Genomic DNA, 26,338 nt, shown 5'->3' with positions numbered 1-26,338 from the left:
ACTTCATCGGCCCGTGAGCCTTACGGACCTTCCGGATCTCGAAGTCCATCGCATCCCCTGAGCTGGGGTGTTGCGACGACTACTAGAACCCAAGGTACGGTGCCGGGGCCTCCGGGTGTTACTGAGGGGTATTGTCGTGCTTCCGCGTCAGCCGACGACCTTCTTGAGGGCGTCGCCGAGGGCGTCGGCCTCGTCCGGGGTCAGCTCTACGACGAGCCGACCGCCGCCTTCGAGCGGAACCCGCATGACGATGCCCCGCCCCTCCTTGGTCACCTCGAGCGGGCCGTCACCCGTCCGCGGCTTCATGGCCGCCATGCTCGTTCCCCTTCCTGAAACCAGCTCACCTCAGCCGACAGCCCCGCCCTGTCGAGGGCACGCGTCCGGCATCGAACACATTGCTTCCCAGCCATTATCCCGCATCGCGGGACCCGATGACCAACATCAGTCGGCATCGCTTACGCAACGCGCTCCCGCAAAACCACCCAATTCGGCGATGTGGCTGCGATACTCCGCTCCCGTTTCAGGTTTCGGAGCCCGGAATTCTTTGATGCAGGTCACATGCACGGGCCCGGCGATCTCCGCCATGCTGGGCTCGGACGACGACCGAGACGCCCCTGCCGGAGAGGATTCCCCATGGCCGACACCGTGCTCCACGAAGTGAGCGACGGACTCGCGACGATCACGTTGAACCGCCCCGAGGCGATGAACGCGATGAACACCGAGGCCAAGGTCGCGCTGCGCGAGGCGGTGGAGGCGGCGGCGGCCGACGACGCGGTACGGGCCGTCCTGCTGACGGCCGCCGGGGACCGGGCCTTCTGTGTGGGGCAGGACCTCAAGGAGCATGTCGCGCTGCTGACGGCGGACCGGGAGTCGGGGACGTCGCACACGATGAGTACGGTGCGCGAGCACTACAACCCCGTGGTGCGGGCGCTCACGGGGATGGCCAAGCCGGTGGTGGCGGGGGTGAACGGGGTCGCCGCCGGTGCGGGGTTCGGTTTCGTCCTGGCCGCCGACTATCGCATCGTCGCGGACACGGCCTCCTTCAACACGTCGTTCGCCGGCGTCGCGCTCACCGCGGACTCCGGGATGTCATGGACGCTGCCGCGTCTGGTGGGGCCGGGGCGCGCCGCCGACCTGCTGCTCTTCCCTCGTGGCATCAAGGCGGCGGAGGCGTACGAGCTGGGGATCGCGAACCGGGTCGTGCCCGCCGTCGAACTCGCCGACGAGGCGCTGAAGGTGGCCCGCGCCTTGGCCTCCGGCCCGACCGTGGCGTACGCGGCGCTCAAGGAGTCCCTCGCCTACGGGCTGTCGCACTCGCTGGAGGAGACCTTGGAGAGGGAGGACGAACTCCAGACCCGCGCCGGCGCCTCGGAGGACCACAGGATCGCGGTGAACGCCTTCCTGGCCAAGGAGAAGCCGCAATACCGGGGCCGCTGACGCGGTGACCGGTTCCCCGACCCGGCTGTGCCGGTCGTCCCCCCGCCGGGGTCGGCTCGGCACCGCCGGTCACCATCGCCCTGGTACGCCACTGTCGCGGCGGAGACAAGATGGCGACGAGACCTGACGCGACGGAACAAGGGTGCCAGCGGAGAAAAGGTGTCGACCGGGACCCGGCGCGGCGGTCATCCGGCCACGGCAAACAAAGCACGCCAGGCAAGCCCCCGGCACAGCTCTGTCCGGCTGCCCCCGGTCGTCCCCCCGCCGCGGACAGCTCGGCACCGCCGGTCACCATCGCCCTGGTGCGCCGCCGTCGCGGCGGAGACAAGATGGCGGCGAGACCTGGCGCGGCGGTCATTCGACTGCGGCGGACAAGGGGCCGCCGGGCAAACCCCGGCACGGCCCTGCCCGGCCGCGCCGGGAGTGCCCCCCGCCGGGGACGGCTCAGCACCGCCGGTCAGCCTCGTCGTGGTGCGCCGCCGTCGCGGCGGAGAAATGGTGGCGGCGAGACTTGGCGCGGCAGTGAATGGGGGCCGACAGAGCCTGGCGCGCCGGAGACAAGGTGCGGCGGAACCCGTCGCGACGGAACAAGGGCGTCGGCGGAGTTGGGGGCGGGCTACATCCCCTGTGCCCTCTCCGAGCCTCTGGCCACGCAGTCCTTCAGGTGGTCGTTCACCAAGCCGCACGCCTGCATCAGGGCGTAGGCAGTCGTCGGGCCGATGAAGCGTAGGCCCTGTTTTTTGAGGGATTTCGACAGGGCCGTCGACTCGTCCGTCACCGCCGGGACGTCCGTGATCTTGCGGGGGGCCGGGCGGGCCGGGTCGGGGGCGTGGGACCAGATCAGGGTGTCCAGTTCGCCCTCGGGCCAGTCGGCCAGTACGCGCGCGTTGGCGAGAGTCGCCTCGATCTTGGCGCGGTTGCGGATGATGCCCGGGTCGGCGAGGAGCCGCTCGGCGTCGCGGTCCGTGAAGGCGGCCACCGACGCGATCTTGAAGTCGGCGAAGGCGGCGCGGAAGCCCTCGCGACGGCGCAGGATGGTGATCCAGGACAGGCCGGACTGGAATGCCTCCAGGCAGAGCCGCTCGTACAGCGCGTCGTCGCCGTGGACCGGGCGGCCCCACTCCTCGTCGTGGTACGCCACATAGTCGTCCGTGGACAGTCCCCAGGGGCAGCGCAGCTTGCCGTCGGGCCCGGCCACGACCCCGCCGGCGGTCACGGTCGGTCCTCGCGCGGCACGGCGTCCTCGACCGGGTGCTTCACCAGTCCGACGGTCCGACCCGCTTGCGCACGCGCGCCCGCCAGTGCCGATTCCAGTTCGCCGATACGGGCGTCCCGCTCGGACAGTTCGGCGCCGAGCCGCCCCAGCGCGTCATCGACCTCGGCCATGCGATAGCCGCGGACCGCGACGGGGAAGCGGAGCGCCTCGACATCGGCGCGGCCGACCGGGCGGTCCGGCGGCAGCGGGTCCGCGAACCGCTCGGGCGCGGCCTCGGGCAGGGCGCCGCTCTCGCCGCCGCCCACCACGGCGAGCGTCACCGCGGCGACCACCACGACGAGCGCGACCACCAGGAACAAGAACATGAACATCTCTGCGGTCCCCACGCTCGGCTGCCGGCCCCGGTTCGGCCGGCAGGAAAACTGTCAGGCTCCGATCGTGCCATGCGCCTCTGACAGTTAAGGTCGCAGGCGACCCATCGACGGGCCGGACACCGGAGGGACTCAGGGGATGCTCAGGCTGGGCAGGCGCGTGTTCGACGCGCACGAACCGGTGATCATGGCGATCGTGAACCGGACCCCGGACTCCTTCTACGACCAGGGGGCGACGTTCCGCGACGAGCCCGCCCTCGCGCGCGTGGAGCAGGCGGTGGCCGAGGGCGCGGCGATCATCGACATCGGCGGGGTGAAGGCGGGCCCCGGCGAGGAGGTCTCCGCCGAGGAGGAGGCCCGCCGCACGGTCGGTTTCGTGGCTCAGGTCCGCGCCCGGTTCCCCGAGGTGGTCATCAGCGTCGACACCTGGCGGCACGAGGTCGGCGAGGCCGTGTGCGAGGCGGGCGCCGACCTCCTGAACGACGCGTGGGGCGGCGTCGACCCGAAGCTCGCCGAGGTCGCCGCCCGGTACGGCGTGGGCCTGGTGTGCACCCACACGGGCGGCGCCCGGCCCCGTACGAGGCCGCACAGGGTCACGTACGAGGACGTGATGGCGGACATCCTCGGGGTGACCGTCGGGCTCGCCGAGCGGGCCGTGGAGCTGGGCGTACCGCGTGAGTCGGTGCTGATCGACCCGGGGCACGACTTCGGCAAGAACACCCGGCACAGCCTGGAGGCGACGCGCCGGCTCGGCGAGATGGTCGCGACGGGCTGGCCGGTGCTGGTGTCGCTGTCCAACAAGGACTTCGTCGGCGAGACCCTCGACCGGCCGGTCAAGGAGCGGGTCGTCGGGACGCTCGCCACGACGGCCGTGTCGGCGTGGCTGGGCGCGCAGGTCTACCGGGTCCACGAGGTGGCGGAGACCCGTCAGGTGCTGGACATGGTCGCCTCGATCGCGGGCCACCGGCCCCCGGCGGTCGCCCGTCGCGGTCTGGCGTGACCGCACATCGACGGGCGGGACCGACGGGCCCCGGCGTAACCGGCGTAACCGGCCGGGCGGTTACCGGCCGACTTCCTTGGTGACCAGTCGGACCGCCTCGTCCACGTCGTCCGTGACATGGAACAGCAGCAGGTCCTTCTCGGACGCCTTGCCCTGCGCCACGACGGTGCCACGCAGCCAGTCGACCAGGCCGCCCCAGTAGGTGGAGCCGAACAGGACGATCGGGAAACGGGTCACCTTGCGGGTCTGCACCAGCGTCAGCGCCTCGAACAGCTCGTCCAGCGTGCCCAGGCCGCCGGGCAGCACCACGAACCCCTGCGCGTACTTCACGAACATCGTCTTGCGGACGAAGAAGTAGCGGAAGTTCACACCGATGTCGACATGCTGGTTGAGCCCCTGCTCGAACGGCAGCTCGATGCCGAGCCCGACGGAGATGCCTTTGGCGTCGCGCGCGCCTTTGTTGGCGGCCTCCATCGCTCCCGGTCCGCCGCCCGTGATCACCGCGAATCCCGCGTCGACCAGCGCACTGCCGATGGCGACGCCGGCCTCGTACTCAGGGGTCCCCGCGCGTGTGCGGGCCGATCCGAAGACGCTGATGGCGCTGGGCAGTTCGGCGAGCGCGCCGAACCCTTCCACGAACTCCGACTGGATACGCATCACTCGCCAGGGATCGGTGTGCACCCACTCCGAGTCGCCCTCGGTGTCGAGCAGCCGCTGGTCGGTGGTGCCGGGCTGGATCTGATCGCGCCGCCGCAGCACCGGTCCGAGGTGCTGCTCCTCCGGTGGCCCCTGCGCTTCCGGACTGCCCATGAACGTCCCCTTCCGCTGACGGTCTTGCCACTTCAGCGTAGGTCTACGGGCGTGACGAACGCCGTAATTCGGGATGTCAGCAGCGGATTGCGGGGGTGTTCCGCACCCGACGGGGGTGTTCCGGGTGGGCCGGTGGGGGTGTTTCAGGAGGTCAGCCAGGCCCGCAGACGCTCCTCGCACGCCCAGATCTTGGCGGTCTCCACCCGCTCGTCGCGCTTGTGCGCCAGATGCGGATTGCCCGGCCCGTAGTTCACGGCGGGCACGCCGAGGGCGCTGAAACGGGACACGTCCGTCCAGCCGTACTTCGGTTGCGGGGTGCCGCCGACGGCCTTGATGAAGTCGACGGCGGCCGGGTGCGAGAGTCCGGGCATGGCCGCGCCGCTGTGGTCGTCCACGACGAACTCCTCGACACCGCAGTCCGCGAACACCTCGCGCACATGCGCGACGGCGTCGTCGGCGGTGCGGTCGGGCGCGTACCGGAAGTTGACCGTGACCGTGCACACGTCGGGGATGACGTTCCCGGCGACGCCACCCTCGACGCGGACCGCGTTGAGGCCCTCGCGGTACTCCAGGCCGTCGATCACCGGGTAGCGCGGCTCGTACGCGGCCAGGCGGGCGAGGATCGGCGCGGCGGCGTGGATGGCGTTGGAGCCCATCCACGCGCGCGCGGAGTGCGCCCGCTCGCCCTTGGTGCGCAGCAGGACCCGCAGGGTGCCCTGGCAGCCGCCCTCGACCTGCTGGTCGGAGGGTTCGAGGAGGACCGCGAAGTCGCCCCGGAGCCAGTCGGGGTGTGCCTCGGCGACATGCCCGAGGCCGTTGAGGTGGGCGGCGACCTCCTCGTTGTCGTAGAAGACGAAGGTCAGGTCGCGGTTCGGCTCCGGCACGCTCTGCGCGAGGCGCAGCTGCACGGCCACGCCCGACTTCATGTCGCAGGTGCCGCAGCCCCACAGGACGCCCTCCGCGTCCAGGCGCGAGGGCACGTTGTCGGCGATCGGCACGGTGTCGATGTGCCCGGCGAGGATCACCCGCTCGGCGCGGCCCAGATGCGTACGCGCGACGACGTTGTTGCCGTACCGGTCGACCGTGAGGTGGGGCAGCGTGCGCAGGGCGGTCTCGATCGCGTCGGCCAGCGGTGTCTCGGCGCCGCTCTCGGACGGGAAGTCGACGAGCTGCGCGGTGAGGAGTGCGGCGTCCTGCGTGAGGTCGAGGGGAGTGCGATCCATGCCGCCGACCCTAACCCTCGCCCGGCCGCGCTGTCGGTGGGCTCCAGTAGCGTGGGTCGCGTGCCTGAGCCACCCGCCCCCGCACGGCGCGGTCGCCTCCTCCGCATCGGGGTGGCCGGCGCGGTGCTGCTCGCGGTCGCGGGCTATCTGATCGCGCAGTACGCGACCGGGGGGCGCCCCGCGCCGCGCTGCGAGGTCGTCTCGGGCAAGGGTGACGGCGCGTCGTACCGCTTCACGACCGAGCAGGCCGCCAATGCCGCGACGATCGCCGTCGTGGGCACCGCGCGCGGGATGCCGGAGCGGGCGGTGACGATCGCGCTGGCGACCGCGCTCCAGGAGTCGGGGTTGCGCAATCTCGACCACGGCGACCGCGACTCGCTCGGCCTGTTCCAGCAGCGGCCCTCGCAGGGCTGGGGCACGGCCGAGGAGATCAAGGACCCGGCGCACGCGGCGGCCACCTTCTACCGGCATCTGGCCGAGGTTCCGGGCTATGCGCGGCTGCCGCTGACGGTCGCCGCGCAGCGCGTGCAACACAGCGCCTATCCGCAGGCGTACGCGCGGTACGAGCCCGACGCGACCCTGCTGTCCGCCACGCTGACCGGCCGCGCCCCGGCCACCCTCACCTGCGAGAACAGGCCGAGCGCGCGGGCGGGTTCACCCTCGGAGGTACGGGCCGCGCTGGTCCGGGACTTCGGGCGGGACGTCCTCCAGGAGATCGCGGCGACCTCCGGCAGGAACACGCCGGCCACGCCCTCGCCGACGGGTGGGAGCGGAGACACGGCGGCGCGGACCGTGACCGTGCCGGTGCCCGCGACCGCCGCATCGCCCGGGGAATCGGCCCGGCAGCGCGGCTGGGAGCTGGCGCAGTGGGCGGTCGCCAACTCCTCGGCGCTGCGCATCGAACGGGTGACGTACGCGGGCATGGAGTGGACGCCCGGCATGTCGCACACGGCGTGGCGGAAGACGTCCGGGGGCTCCGACGCCGTCCGTATCGTCACCGGGCAGTAGTTCGGCCCCTCACCCGTTCGGCGGAGTGCGGTCGGGTCGCGGCGGGGCGTTCTGGGCCCGTACGGCGGGCGTACGGCGGGGCGCGCGGATCCCTTGGCACCACAGGGCCGTAGGGATTCGGCAGGCATTACGTACGAGTGGTGTTTGCCCGTTTTTATCCGCAGCAGATTATGCGATGCATTACCAACTCTTTACGTTGGCCCACCGCAACCTTCGGCGGCTTCGAGCGGTAGTCAGGGCGTCCGAGGGCCGGGAACGATCAAGCCGGTGGGCCGAACAGCGGTCATCGGAACGGCCCGGACACCCCAGCGTCTCTTCCGTCTAAGGAGCATCATGTCCCTCCCCCTGACCCGTCGGATCGCCCGTGTCGCGCTGCTCGTCGCGGCGGGAGCGGCACCCGTGGTCGGTGCGGCCGGCTCCGCGAGCGCCGTTGATCTCCCCACCAGCGCACCCCTGGGCGGGGTCACCGCCCTCGACGGCGCCAATGTCGGCAGCACCGTCGACGGTGCGTCTCAGAATGTCACCAGGACTGCCGGGGACACCGGTGGCAAGACCGTGAAGAAGGCCGTTCCGGCGGCCGGTAAGACCGTGGGCAAGGGGGCGAAGACGGCTGCCCCTGCGGCTCAGAAGGCTGCCGGGGATGTTGGTGGGAGTGCCGGTGAGGTGATCGGTGGGGTGACCGGGGCTGCCGCCCCCGGCACCGGGCAGCTTCCGGTGAATGGGTTGCCGCTCGGCTGACGTTGCCGGTACCTGGGGGTCGGGGAGCTTGGCTCCCCGGCCCCCTTTTTCGGGGCACCGGTACTTGGGTTGTGCCCACCCGTTCCGCCGTGCGGAACGCCTGCCCACAACGGGGTGGGGGTGGGGGTCGCCGTGCGGGACGGCTGCCCGCAACTGGTCAGATCACGGTCGCAGGCGGTTTACCGCTGCTGCTACTCGTTCGTCTGTGGCTGTCAGTGCCACCCTTACGAAGCTGGCGCCCGCTCTTCCGTAGAAGTCGCCCGGGGCGACCAGGATGCCCAGGGTGGCGAGGTGGGCGACCGTGGTCCAGCAGGGTTCGTTTCGGGTGGCCCAGAGGTAGAGGCTGGCTTCGCTGTGTTCGATGCGGAAGCCGTGGTGTTCCAGGGCCGTGCGGAGGGCGGTGCGGCGGGCCGCGTACCGGGCGCGCTGCTCGTGTACGTGCTGCTCGTCGCCGAGCGCCGCGACCACGGCCGCCTGGGTGGGCGCCGACGTCATCATGCCGCCGTGCTTGCGGAGCTGGAGGAGCGGGCCGAGGACCGCCGCGTCGCCCGCCGCGAACGCGGCGCGGTAGCCCGCCAGATTCGACCGCTTCGACAGCGAGTGGACCGCGACGATTCCCTCGTACGAGCCGCCGCACACCTCCGGGTGGAGTACGGAGACCGGGTCGGCCTCCCAGCCCAGTTCGATGTAGCACTCGTCCGAGAAGACCAGGACGCCGTGCTCACGCGCCCACGCCACGATCCGCGTCAGCTCGTCCCGGGACAACACTCGTCCGGTCGGGTTCGACGGCGAGTTGAGCCACAGGAGCTTCAGGCCCGTGGGGTCCAGCTCCGTCGGGTCGTCGTACGCGACGGGCTCGGCGCGGGCGAGCCGGGCGCCCACCTCGTACGTCGGGTAGGCCAGGCGCGGGTAGGCGACCTTGTCGCCGGGGCCGAGGCCCAGCTGGGTCGGCAGCCAGGCCACCAGTTCCTTGGAGCCGACCACCGGAAGGACGTTGCGGTGGGTGAAGTCCCGTGCGCCGAGGCGCCGCTCGCACCAGCCGGTGATCGCGTCGCGCAGTTCCGGGGTCCCCCACACCGTGGGATAGCCCGGCGAGTCGGCCGCCGCCACCAGTGCCTTCTGGATCAGCTCGGGGACGGAGTCCACCGGGGTGCCGACGGACAGGTCGACGATGCCGTCGGGATGGGCCGCGGCCGTCGCCTTGTACGGCTCCAGCTTGTCCCAGGGGAAGGCGGGAAGACGGTCGACGGGTGCTTCGACTGCGGACACGGGACTCATCTCTCTCGTACGCGGACCTGTACGGACCGTATAGGGGCCACACGGTCCGTGCGGGCCAACGCCTGGGTCCCGTACGGCGGCTGGGCCGTACGGGACCGGGCGAAGCGGGGTGCGGGGGCGGGGCCGCTCTTACTGGTTCTGGGGCGGCAGCGCGGCGATGAAGGGGTGGTCGCGCTCGATCAGGCCGAGCTTGCTGGCGCCGCCGGGGGAGCCCAGCTCGTCGAAGTACTCGACGTTCGCCTTGTAGTAGTCCTTCCACTCCTCCGGGGTGTCGTCCTCGTAGAAGATCGCCTCGACCGGGCAGACCGGCTCACAGGCACCACAGTCGACGCATTCGTCCGGGTGGATGTACAAGGACCGGGAGCCCTCGTAGATGCAGTCGACCGGGCACTCCTCGATGCACGCCTTGTCCTTGACGTCGACACAAGGCTGCGCGATGACGTAGGTCACGCTGTCGTTCCTCCTCGATAGGGCGCCGGCGGGCCTCCACAGGCTCCGCCGCCTGGCGCGCGGGAGCGCGGCTCGTCGATGCCCGCACCTAGTATCTCCGTTCCTGGGCTTGAACCGAACAGGAGGGGTGGGCAGAGCTGTGGATTTCGCCGCGGGAGGCCGACTTGAGGTCCGGATCACCGCTGCTGACGTGGGCAAACGGGTGTCGGTACGCCGGGTGGTCCAGGAACCGGGAGATCCCCTGAAGTTCACCGACACGGTCGGGGTTCTCACATCCTGGGACAACGGTGTGCTGATGATCACCCGGCGTACCGGCGAGGCGGTGCGGATCGAGGAGTCCGCGCTCGTCGCGGGCAAGGTCGTACCGGCCGCTCCGGCGCGTCGCCGAGGGCCTTCGGCGTCGTACGAGGAGCTGGCGCGGGTCGCCGCGCGGGCCTGGCAGCCGGTGGAGAGCGAGCGGCTCGGCGACTGGGAGCTGCGGGCCGCGTCCGGCTTCACACGGCGCGCCAACTCGGTGCTGCCGCTGGGCGATCCGGGCCGCCCGCTGGACGCGGCTCTGACGGCGGTACGGGACTGGTACGGGCGCCGGGGGCTGCCCGCGTACGTCCAGACGGCTACCGGGGCCGAGGGGACGCAGGAGGCGCTCTGCGCGGAGCTGGCGGCGCGTGGCTGGACGCGGGAGGTGTCGGCCGAGCAGCGGGTCGCGTCGCTCGCGCCGGTGGCGGATCTCGACGCGGACGTGGACGGGGTACGGCTTTCGCGGTCGGTGGACGAGGCGTGGCTGCGCCGGTATCAGCGGTTCCAGGTGCCGGGGCCGCATGTCCTGAAGGTGCTCGGGGCCGGGCCCTCGGTCTGGTTCGCCTCGGTGCCGGGTGCGGCCGGGGGGCCGTGCGCGGCGATCGGGCGGTGTGTCGTGGACGGGCGGTGGGCCGGGTTCATGGCGGTGGAGGTGGACGAGACGGTTCGCCGACGCGGCCTGGCGACGAAGATCATGGTGGCCCTGGCACGGCGCGCGCTGGAGGAGGGGGCATCGGCTGCGTGGCTTCAGGTGGAGGCGCACAACGGTGGGGCGCTCGCCCTGTACGACGGGATGGGGTTTCAGTTGCATCACGCGTATCACCACTATCGGGAGCCGGGCGGGGCTGTGTGACCGTTGACCTTGAACGCACCCGGCACGTGGGTGCGCCCGCACAGGAGTGGACATGACGGAGTCCTTCGCCGAAGCCGCGCGCAGTGAGCGGCCCGATCTCGCGCTGCTCTGTCTGCTCATCGGGCGAGCAGCCGATTCCGGGCTGGACGACGACGGCATGGATCGGGCTCAGATCGAGTTGGACCGGTTGGCCGGGATGGTGCCGTTTCGGCCCGGGGGGCCGCGGGAATGGGCCGGCGCGCTCGCCGGGGTGCTCGGGGAGCGGCACGGATTCCATGGGACGCCCGGTGACTACCAGCGTCTGGAGTCGTCCCTGTTGCACGAGGTGCTGCGGCGTCGCAGGGGGCTGCCGATCCTGCTGTCCGTGGTCTGGATGGAGGTCGCGCGGCGGGCGGGCGCCCCGGTGTACGGGGTCGCGCTGCCGGGGCACTTCGTGGTCGGGTTCGGGCCGCCCGCCGACCAGGTGCTCGCCGATCCGTTCGACGGAGGACGGGTGCTGACCGGCCCTGACGCGGACCTGCTCGTCGCCGGAGCCACCGGCGCGCCGCTCGACCCGGCGATGCTGGTGCCCGCCGATCCGCTGGACATCGTGCTGCGGATCCTCAACAACATCCGTGCGTGGGCCGCCGCCCGGCCCGAGCGCTCCGACGTGTCGCTGTGGGCCGTGGAACTGTCGCTGCTCCTGCCGTCACATCCGGCGCGGCTGCGGTACGAGCGGGCACAGCTCCTCGTGCAGAGGGGCGCGTACCGGCTCGGTGCCGCCGAACTCGACGCGTACGCCAAGATCGTGGAGCCGGTGGACGGCGCGGCGGCGGAGCGCATCCGGGGCCAGGCGCGGGCGGCTCGCGCGCTGCTCAACTGAACCCTCTCGGGTCGGAGGCCCTTCTCGCGAGGGATGCGTACGGCCTCGGCACGGTTGCGGGCGGCCGGCTCGGCGTTGGTGGAGCCGTCGGCCGCCGCGACGGCGTGCGAGCCAGGTCGCGGTGACCGACGGTGTTCCGCCTACGCCAACGGGTCGCGGCGCCGCCGGGACGCGGTGGCGGGGTTCTCGCCGTCGCGTCCCGGAGAGGGGAACCGGGAGTTGCAGGGCCCCGGGTTGTCCCGGCGGTAGGTACCGGCCAGGGACAACCCCAGAACCGCCGGAGGCTTACGTCGGGTTCGTGTTGATCGTGCCGACGCGGTCCGCCGGGGTCTTGCCGCGGAGGACGTCCCGTAGGACGCCGATGACGTCTTCCGGGGTGACCGCGGTCTTCTGGCCGGTGGCGCGGGTGATCAGGATGCCGTCGAACGTGTTGCCGTACAGCTTCTTGAGTGCGGCCTTGTCGTACTTCTCGACCAGTTTGCCGTCGATCGCCTGGACGCTGAGGATCTGCGGCAGCGACTTCTCCGGGCCGAACTGGATCAAGGCGGCGCCCGCCTTGATGGTGACCAGGCCCGACATGGCCGGCTCCGCGAACTCCTTCATCACGCGGTCGACCTCGGCCTTGGAGACGGACGGCTCCTGGGTCGTGAGGGCGACCGGTACGGGCGTGCCGCCGCCGGTCTCGACCTGGGTGCGGTACGCCTCCTCGACGGCCTTGGACGACCCGTCGACGTCGACGCCCTTGCCGACCTTCCCGTACACCGCGACGGCCTTGCCCGGGACGAAGTCGATGGTGCCGTCGTTCGCCGAGCCGCTCGCCGAGCCGTTCACGGCCCGCGCGAGCTGCACCTTCAACTTCTCCACGTCGACCGGCATGACCGGCTCGACGACGCGTTTCTGACCGAACAGGGAGCCCACGACGGACACCGGGTTGTAGTCGCTGACGGCCGCCGCCTGGACGGTCGCGTCGGTGTCGAGGGTGAGCCCGGCCTGGTCGGGCCGCAGCGGCACGTTCTTGCCGTCCACGGCGAGCTGCATCGGCTTGGTGATCCGGTCGCCGAGGGCCGCGTCCAGCTTCTTGACGGCCTCGTCACGGGTGCCGCCGCCGATGTCGACGCCGAGCACCGTGGTGCCCTTGGGGACGTCGGAGTGGTTCAGCAACAGGCCCGCGCCGTAGACGAATCCGCCGATCACGAAGAGACCGACGACCAGCAGGACGAGCTTGCTGCGGCCCTTCTTCTTCGGGCGCGATGACCGGTTCGACGCGGGCGGCAGGTTCTGCTGGACCGGCTCCGGCAGCTTCGGCGGGGTGTGCGGCACCGGCCCGTCGGGGTGGGCGCCCGGCGCGAACGGCCCGTTCTGCGCGGGCGGCACCACGGGGATGCCGCTGGTGAGCGTGTGCCCCGACACATTGTCACCGGGACCGCCCGGCATCCCGGGACCGCCGCCGGGCGGTACGGGAGCCGGCTGCTGCGGAGTGAGGATCGCGGTGTCGTCGTTCATCCGCGGCGCGGTCAACGGGCCGTCCCCGCCGACCGGACCACCGGTGGGACCGTTCGGGCCACCGGGACCGGGACCCTGCCCGTGACCCTGAGGGCCGCCGTGGGGGCCGCCCTGGGGGCCGGGACCCGTGCTGTTCTGCGCGAAGTACGGGAGGTCGCCGCGATGGGGGTCACCGCCCAACGGATCAGCGCCCGTGCCCGGTGAACCTCCGCCCCCGGAAACGCCGTTGGCCGAAGGGGGCGTTCCCGCCCCCGCACCGGGCGCCGTACCGGCCCCCGAACCACCCTGCGGCGGACCCGACTTGCGCGGTGCGAACCAGTCGCTGGTCTTCTCACCGGCGGGCCCGGCGCCGTTTCCCGACGGGGGCGCGCCGGTGGGGGCCGGGCCGAGCGCCGCTCCCCCGCCGGTACCGGAACCGTTCGCGTCGCCCTGGCCCGCGCCGTTCCCGTCCCGTTCGTCACCGAGCGCGAACGCGTCGGCCTCGGACATCGGCGTACGCATCACTACGGGCGGAATCGGCCGCGATCCGGGGATGTTGATGCGGATGCGCGTGGTCAGGGTCGTCTCGGTCTTGCGCTCCTCCGACGGAGGTCCGGCGGCCGGCCGGCCCTCGTCCGCTCCATCAGGGGAAGCGGCGCCCTGCATGGGGGTGCCGTAGGGCGGCGTCCCCGACGGGTAAGCGGCTCCACCGCGCCCATGCGGCCCGGAGGACGAACTGTCAGTTTCACGACTCAAGGCAGGATCTCCCGGTTGGCTCCACCGCCCGTCTCGACCTCACTTCTGGGGGTCCCCCCTGCCGAAGGTGGGGGAGGCTCGGCGGCGCGCACCACCATACTGGCCACGGGCGGCCCGCAAACTGCGGTGGCGTGCGAAACCTGTGCGGGCTCAGGACCGACGTGATACGGCGAACTGGTACGTCACTTGCCAAGTCGGACAGGAACGCCGCCCGGTTGCGGTCGCCGACCGAGGGTGGCACACATCACAGCCACGGCCATCCCGCCGAGCAGGAAGAGATAGGAGCCCGCGCCGGCCGCGAACAGGAAGTCACCTTCCGGCCGGGTCGAGGTCAGCAGGACGACCATGACGAGCCATCCGGCGGCCGACGCGACGGCCCCCGCGCGCGACCCGGCCAGCGCCGATCCGCCGAGGAACAGCCCGGCGGAACCGGCGAGCGCGAGCAGCAACCCGCCCGGGAACCAGCCCCCTTGGACCAGGGCGCCCGCCATGCCTACGACCGCGCCGAGCACGAACAGGACCACGTACAGCAGGATCCGCCCCGGTCGGGGCCTCTGCGCGAGGGCGCTGCCGAGTGCCGGGGACGGAGGGGCGGGGGTGGAGCGGCGGCTGCCGTCGGTGCGGGTCGGGCCGCTGCCCGCCGGGCCGTCACTGGTCGGGCTCCGGCCCGCGGCGCCCTTGCCCTGGTGCCCCTTGCCCTTGGGGCCCTTGCCGGTCGGTCCGGTGCTCGTCGGGCCTTTGCCCGCGGGGCTCTTGCCGGTCGGACTGGTACTCATCGGGCCGTCGCCCCTTCCGTCGTCGCGGGGGACAGCCCCGCGAACAGGTCCCGCTCCGGGGCCGCGCCGCCGAGGGTGCCGCGCGCCAACTCGTAGTACTCGGCGGTGAACAGCGGCTGCGCGAGCCCGTTGGACAGCGCGAACCACGGTTCGGCGACCTCGATCTGGGTGGCGTGCGCGCGCATCGCCGCGGCCTTCGCCGTCAGATACGCGGTGCCGTCCACGGCGGTCGTGACCACCTCGTCCGACACCACTCCCGGTACGTCGTCCACGGCTGCGGCGGACGTGTACGGCAGGTCGGGCAGGGCGTCGCGCAGCCGGGCGAAGCCCGCTTCGGCGACGGAGCGCGGGAGCCGGTTCCAGTAGATCTTCGCGAGGGTGTGCGGGGCGCCCAGGTCGCGCCGGAAGGCCCCTTCGGCGGCGAGGTCGGCGGCGCGCATGGCGACACGGTGCGCCTGGATGTGGTCGGGGTGGCCGTACCCGCCGTTCGGATCGTAGGTGACGAGGACCTGGGGGCGGACCTCGCGGATCACCTCGACCAGGTGTCCGGCCGCCTCGTCGAGGTCGGCGGACCAGAAGGAGCCCGCGCGGTGGTTCTGCGGGAGACCCGTCATGCCGGAGTCGCGGTAGCGCCCGGGGCCGCCGAGGAAGCGGTGGTCGTGGACGCCGAGTTCCCTCATGGCGGCGGACAGCTCGCCGATACGGTGGGTGCCCAGGGTGTCGTCGCGGTCGGCGGTCAGGTGCGCCAGACCGGGCGGGATGACCTCACCCTCCTCACCGAGGGTGCAGGTGACCAGCGTGACCCGGGCACCCTCGGCCGCGTACCGGGCCATGGTGGCGCCGGTGGTGATCGACTCGTCGTCGGGGTGCGCGTGCACGAACAGCACGCGCCGACGTTCGGGGGCTTCCGTCATAGGCCCAGCCTACGATTCCGCGGCCCCCGCGTTCCCCGGACCCGCTAGAACTTGATGCCGCCGATCATCCCCGCCACATTCGTGGTGAGTTCGCTGATCGTCGGGGCGATGGAGGAACTCGCCAGATAGAAGCCGAGCAGCATGCAGACGATGGCGTGGGCGGCCTTCAGTCCGGACTTCTTGACCAGGATGAAGACGATGATCGCCAGCAGCACCACCGCCGAAATCGAGAGTGCCACGGCGGTTCACCTCCTAAAAGACCGGTCTCGGGACATGCTTAGGGCGCCAGCAGGTTCATACCCACCCAGCGCCACGGATCATAACTTTCCGTGCGTACGCATGGATCGCACAGGGTCGGCTCACCGGAGCACGAGGGGGCGCATGCGCCATAGGGTCGAGGGATGACAACAGAGCCCCTGTCGTTCCCGCGTCAGCACGCCCGCACCCAGCGCTTCAGTCTGGGTGCCCCCCGCGCGTTCACCGTCGCGCCCGACGGGAAGCGCGTCGTCTTCCTGCGGTCCCGCTCCGGCACCGATCGGGCGAGTCTGCTGTGGGTGGCTGATCCGGCGACGGGCGAGGAACGCGTCGCGGCGGATCCGCCGGCGCTTCTGAGGGGCGCGCCGGAGCGTCTGTCGGCGGCGGAGCGCGCGCGGCGCGAACGCAGCCGTGAGGGCGGCGCGGGCATCGTCGGCTACGCGACCGACACGGCCGTGGAGCTGGCGGCGTTCGCCCTGTCGGGGCGGCTGTTCGCGGCGGAGTTGCTGGACGGTACGGCCCGCGAACTGCCGATCCAGGGACCGGTGATCGACCCACGCCCTTCGCCCGACGGCCGGCACATCGCGTATGTGGCCGGCGGCGCCCTGCACGCCGTGGCCCTCGTCGGGGGCCAGGAGGGTCCTGACGGGGCCGGGGACGACCGGGCGCCGCGTGTCTGGGGTACTGGGACCACCCTCGCCGAGCCGGAGACGGAGACGGTCACCTACGGCCTGGCGGAGTTCATCGCGGCCGAGGAGATGCACCGGTACCGCGGCTTCTGGTGGTCCCCCGATTCGCGGCGGCTCCTGGTCGCCCGCGCGGACGACGCCAAGGTGCGCCGCTGGTGGATCGCGGACCCGGCGCACCCGGACCGTGAGCCGTCCCGGGTCGCGTACCCCTCGGCGGGCACGCCCAACGCGGAGGTGCGGCTCTTCGTGCTGGGGCTCGACGGCTCGCGCGTCGAGGTCGACTGGGACCGGAAGCGGTACCCGTATCTCGCGCGGGTGCACTGGTCGTCGGCCGGGGCGCCGCTGCTCCTGGTGCAGGCCAGGGACCAGCGCGGTCAGCTGCATCTCGCGGTCGATCCGGACGACGGTTCGACGCGGATGGTGCACGCCGACGACAGCGAGCAGTGGCTCGAACTGTTCACGGGTGTGCCGTGCTGGTCGCCGAGCGGGCGGTTGGTGCGGATCGCGGACGAGGGCGGCGCCCGGGTCCTCGCGGTGGGCGACCGGCCGCTGACGGGCCACCAGGTGCAGGTACGGGCGGTCCTGGACGTGTCCGACGACGATGTGCTGATCTCCGCGTCGGCGGGCGAGGGCGCGGGTGACCCGGAGACCGGCGAGGTGCATGTGTACCGGGTCAACGAGCTGGGCATGGAACGCCTCTCGCAGGAGCCCGGGGTGCACTCGGCGGTCCGCTCGGGCGGGGTGACCGTGCTGATGTCGTCGGTCCCCGGGGAGCCGGGCGCCCAGGTGCGGGTGCTGCGGGACGGGAAGCAGGTGGCCACAGTCGACTCCTGCGCGGAACGTCCCGGTTTCAGCCCGCGCGTGACGCTCACGGAGGGGGGCACGCGCCGGATCCCGTGCGCCGTCCTGCTCCCTTCCGCTTACGCCGAGGGCGACGGTCCGCTTCCGGTGCTGCTCGATCCGTACGGCGGTCCGCACGGTCAGCGGGTGGTGGCGGCGCACAACGCCCATCTCACCTCGCAGTGGTTCGCCGACCAGGGGTTCGCCGTGGTGGTCGCGGACGGACGGGGCACCCCGGGCCGGTCGCCCGCGTGGGAGAAGGCCGTACGACACGACTTCACGATCACGCTCGATGACCAGGTCGACGCGCTCCAGGATCTCGCCGGGCGCTTTCCGCTTGATCTGTCGCGGGTCGGGATCCGGGGCTGGTCGTACGGTGGCTATCTGGCGGCGCTGGCGGTGCTGCGGCGGCCCGATGTGTTCCACGCGGGTGTCGCGGGCGCACCGGTGACCGACTGGCGGCTCTACGACACGCACTACACGGAGCGCTACCTCGGGGATCCGGCGGCCACCGACGAGACGTACACGGCGAGTTCACTGGTGGACGACGACGGTCTGGTGGCGCCCGCCGAGCCGCACCGGCCGCTGATGATCGTGCACGGTCTCGCCGACGACAACGTGGTGGCCGCGCACACACTGCGCCTGTCCTCGGCGCTGCTCGCGGCGGGCCGCCCGCACGAGGTGCTGCCGCTGTCGGGCGTGACGCACATGACACCGCAGGAGCAGGTCGCGGAGAATCTGCTGCTGCTCCAGGTCGACTTCCTGAAGCGGTCGCTCGGCGCCGGCGCCTGAACGGGCGACCGGCCGGGGCGACATGGCGCGCCCCGGCCGGTCTACGGCACCCGCACGGCCGTACGCTGCACAGCCTGACGCGTCCGTATATCGGTACCGCGACAGCGGAGTTGCACAGGTGTTAACGGAATTTGTGTGCTTTTGAGCCGTTAGGTCGGTTCCGTCGGCGGCACGTCCGGCGACTCCCCCGGCACGTCAGGCGCCACCCCCGGCGACTCCCCCCGCTCCTCCGGCGGCACCACCCGCTTCTCCTCCGCGAAGTGGCACGCCGAGTCGTGCGCGGCCTCGCCCCCGGCGTAGCGGAACTCGGCGGGCACGGCGAGCAGCGGCACCTCCAGGGCGCACCGCTCCTGAGCCTTCCAGCAGCGGGTACGGAACCGGCAGCCCGAGGGCGGATGCGCCGGTGACGGCACATCACCGCTGAGGATGATCCGGTCACGGTGTTCCCGGGCGTCCGGATCCGGCACGGGCACCGCGGAGAGCAGCGCCTGGGTGTAGGGGTGCGTCGGGTGGTCGTAGATCTGCGTGTCCGTACCGATCTCGACGATCCGGCCGAGATACATCACGCCGACCCGGTCGGAGATGTGCCGGACGATCGACAGGTCGTGCGCGATGAACACGTACGACAGGTCGAACTCGTTCTGGAGCTGTTCGAGCAGATTGATGACCTGGGCCTGGACCGACACGTCGAGCGCGGAGACCGGTTCGTCGGCGACGATGATCTCGGGGCGCAGCGCGAGGCCGCGGGCGATGCCGATGCGCTGGCGCTGACCGCCGGAGAACTGGTGCGGATACCGGTTGATGTACTCGGGGTTGAGCCCGACCACGTCGAGCAGCTCCCGCACCCTGCGCCGCCGGTCCCCCTTGGGCGCGACCTCGGGATGGATCTCGTACGGCTCCCCGATGATGTCGCCGACGGTCATCCGCGGGTTGAGCGAGGTGTACGGGTCCTGGAACACCATCTGGATGTTGCGGCGCACCGCCCGCAGCGCGCGCCCGGAGAGTTTCGCGATGTCCTCGCCCTTGTAGCGGATCTCGCCCGCCGTCGGCTGTTCGAGGTGGACGAGCATCTTCGCGACCGTCGACTTGCCGCAGCCGGATTCGCCGACGATGCCGAGGGTCTCGCCCTGGCGCAGGTCGAAGTCGACGCCGTCGACGGCCTTGACCGCGCCGATCTGCTTCTTGAAGACGATGCCCTGGGTCAGCGGGTAGTGCTTGACCAGGCCCCGCACTTCGAGGATCGGCTCCCCCGGGGCGACGGGTGGCGGGTCCGCGAGGCCCGCCGGTTCCTCCGTGGCCGGCTCAGCCATCGAGGGTCTCCTTCCAGAAGTGGCAGGCGCTGCGGCGCTCGGCGGAGACCCGTGCGAGGGGCGGCACATCGGTGCGGCACACGTCCCGCGCCATCGGGCAGCGCGGGTTGAAGGCGCAGCCGGGCGGGATGCGCGTCAGATTGGGCGGCAGGCCCTTGATCGCGTACAGGTCCTGGCCCTTCTGGTCCAGGCGCGGGATCGATGCGAGGAGGCCCTTGGTGTACGGGTGCGCGGGGGCCTTGTAGAGGTCGTGGACGGGCGCCGTCTCGACAATGCGGCCCGCATACATCACGGCGATCCTGTCGGCGACGTCGGCGACCACACCGAGGTCGTGCGTGATCAGGATCAGGCCCATGTCGTACTCGCGCTGCAACTCCGCGAGGAGGTCCATGACCTGGGCCTGGACGGTCACATCGAGGGCTGTGGTGGGCTCGTCGGCGATGATCAGGTCCGGCTCCAGGGCCAGCGCCATGGCGATCATGATGCGCTGGCGCATACCGCCCGAGAACTGGTGCGGGTACTGCCCCACGCGTTCCTTGGCGGCGGGGATACGGACCCGGTCCATCAGCTCGACGGCCTTGGCCCTGGCGTCCTTGCGGGACATGCCTCGGTGCACGGTGAACATCTCGCCGAGCTGGGCGCCGACGCTGAGTACCGGGTTCAGGGACGACAGCGCGTCCTGGAAGATCATCGCCATGCCGGCGCCGCGTACCTTGCGCCGCCGGTCCTCCTTGAGCGTGAGGAGGTCCTCGCCCTGGAAGAGGATCTCGCCGCCGGTGATCCGGCCGGGCGGCATGTCGAGGATGCCCATGATCGCCTGCGCGGTCACGGACTTGCCGGAGCCGGACTCGCCGAGCACGGCGAGGGTCCGGCCCGCATCGACGCCGAGGTCGACACCGTTGACGGCCTTGGCGACACCGTCCCGTGTACGGAACTCCACGTGCAGGTCGCGTACGTCGAGCAGCATGCCGCTCACCTCAGCTTCGGGTCGAGGGCGTCGCGCACCGCGTCGCCGAGCATGATGAACGCGAGCACGGTGATCGCCAGCGCCCCGGCCGGCCAGAGCAGCATGTGCGGGGCGTTGCGGATGTACTGGGACGCGGTGGAGATGTCGATGCCCCACGAGACGGTGGGCGGCTTCAGCCCTACGCCGAGGTAGGAGAGCGTGGCCTCCAGGGAGATGAAGGTACCGAGGGCGATGGTCGCGACGACGATGACCGGGGCGACGGCATTGGGCGTGATGTGCCGCAGCAGCATCCGCGAGTTGGACGCGCCGAGCGCCCGCGCGGCCTGGACGTAGTCGTTCTGCCGGGCGGTGATGACCGAGCCCCGGGCGATCCGGGAGAGCTGGGGCCAGCCGAGGAGCACCATGAAGCCGATGACGGGCCAGATGGTGTTGCTGGTGACCACGGAGAGCAGCACCAGACCGCCGAGTACGACGGGGATGGCGAAGAACATGTCGGTGATCCGGGACAGGATCGCGTCCCACACGCCCCCGAAGAACCCGGCGAGCCCGCCGAGTACGGAGCCGAGGATCGCGACGCCGAGGGTGGCGCAGACGCCGACGGAGACGGAGGTCCGGGCGCCGTAGACGGTCCGCGTGTAGACGTCGCAGCCCTGGCCGTCGAAGCCGAAGGGGTGGCCGGGCTGGGAGCCTTCCTGGGACTTGGCGAGGTTGCAGTCGAGGGGGTTCTGCGTGGCGATGGCCCCGGGCCACAGCGAGATGAACACCAGGAAGAGGATGACGAGCGCGGAGAGGATGAAGACCGGGTTGCGGCGCAGGTCGTGCCAGGCGTCGGACCAGAGGCTACGAGGTTTGGCGGACGGGCCTGTGCCCTCGGGGCCGCCGGGTGTCTTCTCCAGCGTGGTGCCCTCGGAGGTGGCGAGGTCCATCGCCCCGCCCGCGCCGGTCGAGGCGATGGCGCCGCCGTCGGGCTGCTGCTCAGGCATAGCGGATCCTCGGGTCGAGTACGGCGTACAGGAGGTCGACGAGCAGGTTGGCCACCAGGAACACCAGGACGAGGACCGTCACGAAGCCGACGACGGTCTGGGTGTTCTGGCGGAGGATGCCCTGGTAGAGCTGGTAGCCGACGCCGTGGATGTTGAAGATGCGCTCGGTGACGATCGCGCCGCCCATCAGCGCGCCGATGTCGGTGCCGATGAAGGTGACCACCGGGATCAGCGAGTTGCGCAGCAGATGCCGGGTGATGACCCGGCGCCGGGGCAGGCCCTTGGCGATGGCGGTACGGACGTAGTCGGCGCGGCGGTTCTCCGCGATGGACGTCCGGGTGAGCCGGGTGACATAGGCGAGGGAGACCGAGGCGAGGACGAGACCCGGCACGATCAGTTCGTCGAAGGGTGCCTGTGGGGACACGGACGGGCGGATGACGCCCCATTCGACGCCGAGCAGCAGTTGCAGCAGCAGACCGGTGACGAAGGTGGGCACCGAGATCACGACGAGCGTGAGGACGAGGACCGAGGTGTCGACGGGACGGCCGCGGCGCAGCCCTGTGAGGACGCCCAGGGTGATGCCGATGACGATCTCGAAGAGGATCGCGACAATGGTGAGGCGGATGGTCACGGGAAACGAGGTCGCCATCAGCTCGGTGACGGGCTGTCCGTTGAAGGCGGTGCCGAAGTCGCCGGTGAACACATGGCCCATATAGGTCAGGTATTGCTGCCACACGGGTTTGTCGAGGCCGAACTCCTTCTTGAGCTGCGCTTCCGTCGCGGGATCGCAGGCCCGTTGGCCGCACAGCCCGGCGATGGGGTCTCCCATCACGTTCACCATGAGGAAGATCAGCAGGGTCGCTCCGATGAACACCGGGATCATCTGGAGCAGACGCCGGATCACATACCGTCCCAAGGGGACCTCCGTGAGTGAGCGGGTCAGCCGACCTTGATCTCGTTGTAGACGGGCACGCTGAACGGGTTCAGCGCGACATTCGAGATCCGTGCCGAGTAACCGGCGCTGCCGTTCTGGTACCAGAGCGGGATGGCCGCCATGTTGTCCCTGACGACGCCCTCGGCCTGCTGGAACAGGCTCACGGCCTTGGCCTGGTCGGTCTCCGCGTTGGCCTGGTTGACCAGCTTGTCGAAGTCCGGGTTGGACCACTTGCCGTCATTGGACGAGGCGTTGGTGAAGTACAGCGGCTGGAGGAAGTTCTGGATCAGCGGATAGTCCATCTGCCAGCCGGCCCGGAAGGGTCCCGACATCTTGGACTGAGTGATCTGGCTACGGAAGTCGGCGAAGGTGCCGATCGGGTTGCCGACGCACGCCTTGTCGTTGCCGAGGGCGTTGTTGATGGAGTTGCAGACGGCGTCCACCCACTCCTTGTGCGACCCGGTGTCCGCGTTGTACGAGATCTTGACCTGGCCGCCGGGCAGACCGCCGCCCTCCTGGACGAGCTTCTTCGCCTGGCCGGGGTTGTAGGTGCAGGAGTCCCCGCACAACCCTTCCTTGAAGCCGCCGTCCGCGCCGAGGACGGGTGAGGTCCAGTCGGTGGCGGGGGTGCGGGTCTTGTGGAAGATCATGTCGGTGATCTGTTGGCGGTTGATCGCCATGGACAGCCCCTGGCGGACCTTGAACGTGTTCGGGCCGTTCCATGCCTTGTCGTAGTAGGGGAAGGCGAGGGTCTGGATGATGCCGGCGGGGGTGTTGATGTACCGGTCGCCGAGGTCGGCCTTGACGTTCTTGAGCTGGGACGCGGGCACGTCGTCCACCAGGTCGAGGTTGCCGGCCATCAGATCGGTGTAGGCGGTGTTGTTGTCGGTGTAGACCTTGAGGTCGATCCCGTCGTTGTGCGCCGTGTCGGGACCCGGATAGCCGTCCCACTTCCGCAGCGACATCTGCGAGCCCCTGACGTACGAGCTGATCGTGTACGGGCCGTTGCCGATGGGCTTCTGGAGCCAGGCGGAGTGGTTGTCGAAGAACGCCTTGGGCAGCGGTGCGAAGGCCGCGTAGCCGAGCGTGTCGGGGAACGACGAGAACTTCTGGTTGAGCCTGACGGTGAACGACTTGTCGTTGACGACCTTCAGCCCGGAGAGTGTGTCCGCCGACTGGCCGCCCGAGTCCGGGTGAACCTTGTCGTAGCCGTCGATGTACCCGAAGAAGTACGCGTTCTTCTGGTTGTTCTTCAGACTGGCGCCGTAGTTCCAGGCGTCCACGAAGGAGTGCGCGGTGACCGGCTCACCGTTGCTGAACGTCCAGCCGTCCTTGAGGGTGATGGTGAAGTTCTGCGAGTCCGAGGTGTCGATCTTGTCGGCCACCATGTCCTCGGCCTTGGCGGTCTTGGAGTTGTAGCGCTTCAGACCGCGGAAGACCATGTCGAGGACCTTGCCGCCCTGCACCTCGTTGGTGTTGGCGGGCTCCAGCGGGTTCTGTGGGTCACCCCAGGAGGAACTGGCGACTCCGGAGACGCTGCCGCCGCTTCCCCCGCCACACGCCGTCGCCGCGAGGGCGACGGCCGCCGCACATGCGGCCCGTCCGGCGCGCGTGACTCCCCGCATGCGGTGCCTCCTCGGATGCCTCTGTCGCCGTGCCCTGTGATGCATAGGCCCAAATATCGCCCTATCACTCACCTTGCGCATATTTACTCCGGCCGAGTGGGTGGGACACGCCGACACCTGACGACACCGCCACGAGCACCGGCAAACCCCCGGCACTCCCCGGACACACGAACGGGGACACGAACGGGGGCATACGAAAGGGGCGCCCGGAACCACATGGGTTCCAGGCGCCCCCAATCCGTCGCGCGGAAAGGCCGGCTCGGGTCAGACCGCGTGCACGACGTCCTTCTCCTCGGCGAAGTGGCACGCGGACTCGTGGGCCGCCTCCGCGTCGGTGCCCTTGAAACGCTCGGGGATCGCCAGCAGCGGCACTTCCTGCGAGCAGCGGTCCTGCACCTTCCAGCAGCGGGTACGGAACCGGCAGCCGGACGGCGGATTCGCCGGTGACGGCACATCACCGGTGAGGATGATCCGGTCACGGTGTTCCCGGGCCTCCGGGTCAGGGACCGGGACGGCCGAGAGCAGTGCCTGGGTGTACGGGTGCGTCGGGTGGTCGTAGATCTGCGTGTCCGTACCGATCTCGGCCATCCGGCCCAGGTACATCACACCGACCCGGTCGGAGATGTGCCGGACGATCGACAGGTCGTGCGCGATGAAGATGTAGGACAGGTTGAACTCGTCCTGGAGCTTCTCCATCAGGTTGATGACCTGCGCCTGGACGGACACGTCCAGGGCCGACACCGGCTCGTCGCAGATGATGACCTCCGGGTTGAGCGCGAGGCCGCGGGCGATGCCGATGCGCTGGCGCTGACCGCCGGAGAACTGGTGCGGGTACCGGTTGATGTACTCGGGGTTGAGCCCGACCACGTCGAGGAGGTCCTGCACCTTGCGGCGCCGGTCACCCTTCGGGGCCACCTCGGGGTGGATGTCGAAGGGCTCCCCGATGATGTCGCCGACCGTCATCCGCGGGTTCAGCGAGGTGTACGGGTCCTGGAACACCATCTGGATGTTGCGGCGCACGGCCTTCAGGGCGCGGCCCGACAGGCGGGTGATGTCCTGGCCCTTGTAGAAGATCTGGCCTGAGGTGGCCCGCTCCAGGTTCATCACGAGCTTGGCCACGGTGGACTTGCCGCAGCCGGACTCGCCGACGATGCCCAGGGTCTCGCCCTGGTACAGGTCGAAGTCGACGCCGTCGACGGCCTTGACCGCGCCGACCTGCTTCTTGAAGAGGATGCCCTGGGTCAGCGGGAAGTGCTTGACCAGACCACGGACCTGGAGGATCGGCTCACCGCGCCCGACCGGGGCCTCGACGGCCGCGACCGCTTCCGCCTCGGTCGCCGCGTCCACGGTCTCCACCTCGGAGACGTTCGGCATGGCGTCCTGCGGCTCCTCGTTCTTGCTGCCCTCAGCCATGGATCGTCTCCTTCCAGAAATGGCAGGCGGAGCCGCGACCGGGCAGTTCGCCACCGTCCCGCTCCGTCACCGGGTGCAGTACGGGGATCTCCGTACGGCAGATGTCCTGCGCCTTGTCACAGCGCGGGTTGAACGCGCAGCCGGTCGGCACCCGCAGCAGGTTGGGCGGCAGACCCTTGATCGCGTACAGCTCCTGGCCCTTCTGGTCCAGGCGCGGGATCGAGTCGAGCAGACCACGGGTGTACGGGTGCGCGGGCCGCTTGTACAGCTCGTGCACCGGTGCGGTCTCGACGATCCGGCCCGCGTACATCACGGCGATCTTGTCGGCGACGTCGGCGACCACACCGAGGTCGTGCGTGATCAGGATCAGGCCCATGTTGTACTCGCGCTGCAACTCCGCGAGCAGGTCCATGACCTGGGCCTGGACGGTCACGTCGAGGGCCGTGGTGGGCTCGTCGGCGATGATCAGGTCCGGCTCCAGGGCCAGCGCCATGGCGATCATGATGCGCTGGCGCATACCGCCCGAGAACTGATGGGGGTAGTCGCTGACCCGGGCCGCGGCGGCGGGGATGTTGACCCGGTCCATCAGCTCGATGGCCTTGGCCTTGGCATCCTTCTTCGACATGCCCTGGTGGACCCGGAACATCTCGCCGAGCTGGTAGCCGACGGTCAGCACCGGATTCAGCGAGGACAGCGCGTCCTGGAAGATCATGGCGATCTTCCGGCCACGGATCTTGCGCCGCTCCTCGCCGGACATGGTGAGCATGTCCCGGCCCTGGAAGAGGATCTCGCCCTGCGGGATCCGCCCCGGCGGCATGTCGAGGATGCCCATGATCGCCTGCGCGGTCACGGACTTGCCGGAGCCGGACTCGCCGAGCACGGCGAGCGTCTCCCCGGCGCTGACGTTGTAGTTGACACCGTTGACGGCCTTGACGACACCGTCGCGGGTGTGGAACTCGACGTGCAGGTCGCGCACGTCGAGCAGCGGGCCCCCGTGGTCACCGCTGTCGCGGGGAACGGGCACTGGTGCGGATTTCTCGATGGTGGTCACGTACGCCT

General features: G+C 70.6%; 24 protein-coding genes and 1 pseudogene. 7 read left to right on the top strand and 18 right to left on the bottom strand.

All coding sequences use genetic code 11. The annotated features are described in order from the left end of the window. Positions 1-147: 147 nt before the first annotated feature. Positions 148-315, bottom strand: coding sequence for a DUF3117 domain-containing protein (locus tag ACFVT5_RS03555; protein WP_003966491.1), 168 nt, complete (start codon positions 313-315; stop codon positions 148-150). Positions 316-633: 318 nt separating this feature from the next. Between ACFVT5_RS03555 and ACFVT5_RS03550 the strand changes: the two genes are divergently transcribed. Beyond that, complete coding sequence (locus ACFVT5_RS03550) at positions 634-1,437, top strand: enoyl-CoA hydratase/isomerase family protein (protein WP_389880919.1); 804 nt, start codon at positions 634-636, stop codon at positions 1,435-1,437. 616 nt (positions 1,438-2,053) lie between these two features. Here the strand turns inward: ACFVT5_RS03550 and ACFVT5_RS03545 are convergent. Then, positions 2,054-2,653, bottom strand: coding sequence for a DNA-3-methyladenine glycosylase I (locus tag ACFVT5_RS03545; RefSeq protein ID WP_389880917.1), 600 nt, complete (start codon positions 2,651-2,653; stop codon positions 2,054-2,056). Then, on the bottom strand, positions 2,650-3,024 hold the full coding sequence (locus ACFVT5_RS03540; protein WP_389880916.1) for a DivIVA domain-containing protein: 375 nt from the start codon (positions 3,022-3,024) through the stop codon (positions 2,650-2,652). The genes ACFVT5_RS03545 and ACFVT5_RS03540 overlap by 4 nt, the downstream gene beginning before the upstream one ends. A 139-nt stretch (positions 3,025-3,163) precedes the next feature. Here ACFVT5_RS03540 and folP point away from each other — a divergent pair, with 139 nt between their 5' ends. Then, positions 3,164-4,024, top strand: coding sequence for a dihydropteroate synthase (gene folP, locus ACFVT5_RS03535; RefSeq protein ID WP_389880915.1), 861 nt, complete (start codon positions 3,164-3,166; stop codon positions 4,022-4,024). 60 nt (positions 4,025-4,084) lie between these two features. On the opposite strand, the gene ACFVT5_RS03530 is transcribed toward folP, so the two are convergent. Together ACFVT5_RS03530 and dapE are read right to left on the bottom strand one after the other, a co-directional pair. Then, positions 4,085-4,834, bottom strand: coding sequence for a TIGR00730 family Rossman fold protein (locus ACFVT5_RS03530; RefSeq protein ID WP_389880913.1), 750 nt, complete (start codon positions 4,832-4,834; stop codon positions 4,085-4,087). 143 nt (positions 4,835-4,977) lie between these two features. Further along, positions 4,978-6,057, bottom strand: a complete 1,080-nt coding sequence (dapE, locus tag ACFVT5_RS03525) for a succinyl-diaminopimelate desuccinylase (protein WP_389880912.1) — start codon at positions 6,055-6,057, stop codon at positions 4,978-4,980. Positions 6,058-6,117: 60 nt separating this feature from the next. Here dapE and ACFVT5_RS03520 point away from each other — a divergent pair, with 60 nt between their 5' ends. Further along, positions 6,118-7,065 carry a heavy metal transporter gene (locus ACFVT5_RS03520; protein ID WP_389880911.1) on the top strand — a complete coding sequence of 316 codons (948 nt, stop codon included), beginning with the start codon at positions 6,118-6,120 and terminating at the stop codon, positions 7,063-7,065. A gap of 333 nt (positions 7,066-7,398) precedes the next feature. Then, positions 7,399-7,803, top strand: coding sequence for an ATP-binding protein (locus ACFVT5_RS03515; protein ID WP_389880909.1), 405 nt, complete (start codon positions 7,399-7,401; stop codon positions 7,801-7,803). A gap of 162 nt (positions 7,804-7,965) precedes the next feature. On the opposite strand, the gene ACFVT5_RS03510 is transcribed toward ACFVT5_RS03515, so the two are convergent. Together ACFVT5_RS03510 and fdxA are read right to left on the bottom strand one after the other, a co-directional pair. Next, positions 7,966-9,072 carry a bifunctional succinyldiaminopimelate transaminase/glutamate-prephenate aminotransferase gene (locus tag ACFVT5_RS03510; RefSeq protein WP_389880906.1) on the bottom strand — a complete coding sequence of 369 codons (1,107 nt, stop codon included), beginning with the start codon at positions 9,070-9,072 and terminating at the stop codon, positions 7,966-7,968. Positions 9,073-9,210: 138 nt separating this feature from the next. Then, positions 9,211-9,531, bottom strand: coding sequence for a ferredoxin (gene fdxA / locus ACFVT5_RS03505; RefSeq protein ID WP_073784614.1), 321 nt, complete (start codon positions 9,529-9,531; stop codon positions 9,211-9,213). A 139-nt stretch (positions 9,532-9,670) separates the two neighbouring features. On the opposite strand from fdxA, the gene ACFVT5_RS03500 reads away from it, so the two are divergent. Both ACFVT5_RS03500 and ACFVT5_RS03495 read left to right on the top strand, forming a co-directional pair. After that, positions 9,671-10,681: a GNAT family N-acetyltransferase gene (locus ACFVT5_RS03500; RefSeq protein WP_389880904.1), complete on the top strand. Its 1,011-nt coding sequence runs from the start codon at positions 9,671-9,673 to the stop codon at positions 10,679-10,681. Between the two features lie 52 nt (positions 10,682-10,733). After that, entirely contained in the window at positions 10,734-11,543 is an 810-nt protein-coding gene (locus ACFVT5_RS03495) for a tetratricopeptide repeat protein (protein ID WP_389880902.1), read from the top strand. 285 nt (positions 11,544-11,828) lie between these two features. On the opposite strand, the gene ACFVT5_RS03490 is transcribed toward ACFVT5_RS03495, so the two are convergent. From ACFVT5_RS03490 to ACFVT5_RS03475, 4 genes and pseudogenes are all read right to left on the bottom strand, one after another. Then, positions 11,829-13,781, bottom strand: coding sequence for a hypothetical protein (locus ACFVT5_RS03490; RefSeq protein ID WP_389880900.1), 1,953 nt, complete (start codon positions 13,779-13,781; stop codon positions 11,829-11,831). A gap of 182 nt (positions 13,782-13,963) precedes the next feature. Then, positions 13,964-14,350: pseudogene (locus ACFVT5_RS03485) on the bottom strand (DUF6113 family protein); the annotation flags it as partial. Between the two features lie 203 nt (positions 14,351-14,553). Beyond that, positions 14,554-15,471: an N-acetyl-1-D-myo-inositol-2-amino-2-deoxy-alpha-D-glucopyranoside deacetylase gene (gene mshB / locus ACFVT5_RS03480; RefSeq protein WP_389880898.1), complete on the bottom strand. Its 918-nt coding sequence runs from the start codon at positions 15,469-15,471 to the stop codon at positions 14,554-14,556. A gap of 44 nt (positions 15,472-15,515) precedes the next feature. Next, positions 15,516-15,710 carry a hypothetical protein gene (locus ACFVT5_RS03475; RefSeq protein ID WP_389880896.1) on the bottom strand — a complete coding sequence of 65 codons (195 nt, stop codon included), beginning with the start codon at positions 15,708-15,710 and terminating at the stop codon, positions 15,516-15,518. A 162-nt stretch (positions 15,711-15,872) separates the two neighbouring features. Between ACFVT5_RS03475 and ACFVT5_RS03470 the strand changes: the two genes are divergently transcribed. Continuing rightward, on the top strand, positions 15,873-18,047 hold the full coding sequence (locus ACFVT5_RS03470) for a prolyl oligopeptidase family serine peptidase (protein WP_389880894.1): 2,175 nt from the start codon (positions 15,873-15,875) through the stop codon (positions 18,045-18,047). A gap of 149 nt (positions 18,048-18,196) precedes the next feature. Here ACFVT5_RS03470 and ACFVT5_RS03465 read toward each other — a convergent pair whose 3' ends face one another. From ACFVT5_RS03465 to ACFVT5_RS03435, 7 genes are all read right to left on the bottom strand, one after another. Further along, on the bottom strand, positions 18,197-19,357 hold the full coding sequence (locus ACFVT5_RS03465) for an ABC transporter ATP-binding protein (RefSeq protein WP_389880893.1): 1,161 nt from the start codon (positions 19,355-19,357) through the stop codon (positions 18,197-18,199). Next, positions 19,350-20,324: an ABC transporter ATP-binding protein gene (locus ACFVT5_RS03460; protein ID WP_389880891.1), complete on the bottom strand. Its 975-nt coding sequence runs from the start codon at positions 20,322-20,324 to the stop codon at positions 19,350-19,352. Before ACFVT5_RS03460 ends, ACFVT5_RS03465 begins: the two co-directional genes overlap by 8 nt. Before the next feature lie 5 nt (positions 20,325-20,329). After that, entirely contained in the window at positions 20,330-21,307 is a 978-nt protein-coding gene (locus ACFVT5_RS03455; protein WP_389880889.1) for an ABC transporter permease, read from the bottom strand. Next, on the bottom strand, positions 21,300-22,223 hold the full coding sequence (locus ACFVT5_RS03450) for an ABC transporter permease (protein WP_389880887.1): 924 nt from the start codon (positions 22,221-22,223) through the stop codon (positions 21,300-21,302). Before ACFVT5_RS03450 ends, ACFVT5_RS03455 begins: the two co-directional genes overlap by 8 nt. A 23-nt stretch (positions 22,224-22,246) precedes the next feature. Then, entirely contained in the window at positions 22,247-23,866 is a 1,620-nt protein-coding gene (locus tag ACFVT5_RS03445; RefSeq protein ID WP_389880885.1) for an ABC transporter substrate-binding protein, read from the bottom strand. Positions 23,867-24,130: 264 nt separating this feature from the next. Beyond that, positions 24,131-25,279: an ABC transporter ATP-binding protein gene (locus ACFVT5_RS03440; RefSeq protein WP_389880884.1), complete on the bottom strand. Its 1,149-nt coding sequence runs from the start codon at positions 25,277-25,279 to the stop codon at positions 24,131-24,133. Continuing rightward, positions 25,272-26,330 carry an ABC transporter ATP-binding protein gene (locus ACFVT5_RS03435; protein WP_389880882.1) on the bottom strand — a complete coding sequence of 353 codons (1,059 nt, stop codon included), beginning with the start codon at positions 26,328-26,330 and terminating at the stop codon, positions 25,272-25,274. The genes ACFVT5_RS03440 and ACFVT5_RS03435 overlap by 8 nt, the downstream gene beginning before the upstream one ends. Between the last annotated feature and the right edge of the window lie 8 nt (positions 26,331-26,338).

The sequence above is a fragment of the Streptomyces sp. NPDC058001 genome (assembly GCF_042886315.1).
Taxonomy (GTDB): domain Bacteria; phylum Actinomycetota; class Actinomycetes; order Streptomycetales; family Streptomycetaceae; genus Streptomyces.
The sequence above is the reverse complement of the archived record's forward strand: the minus strand, read 5'-3'. Positions and strand labels throughout refer to the sequence as shown.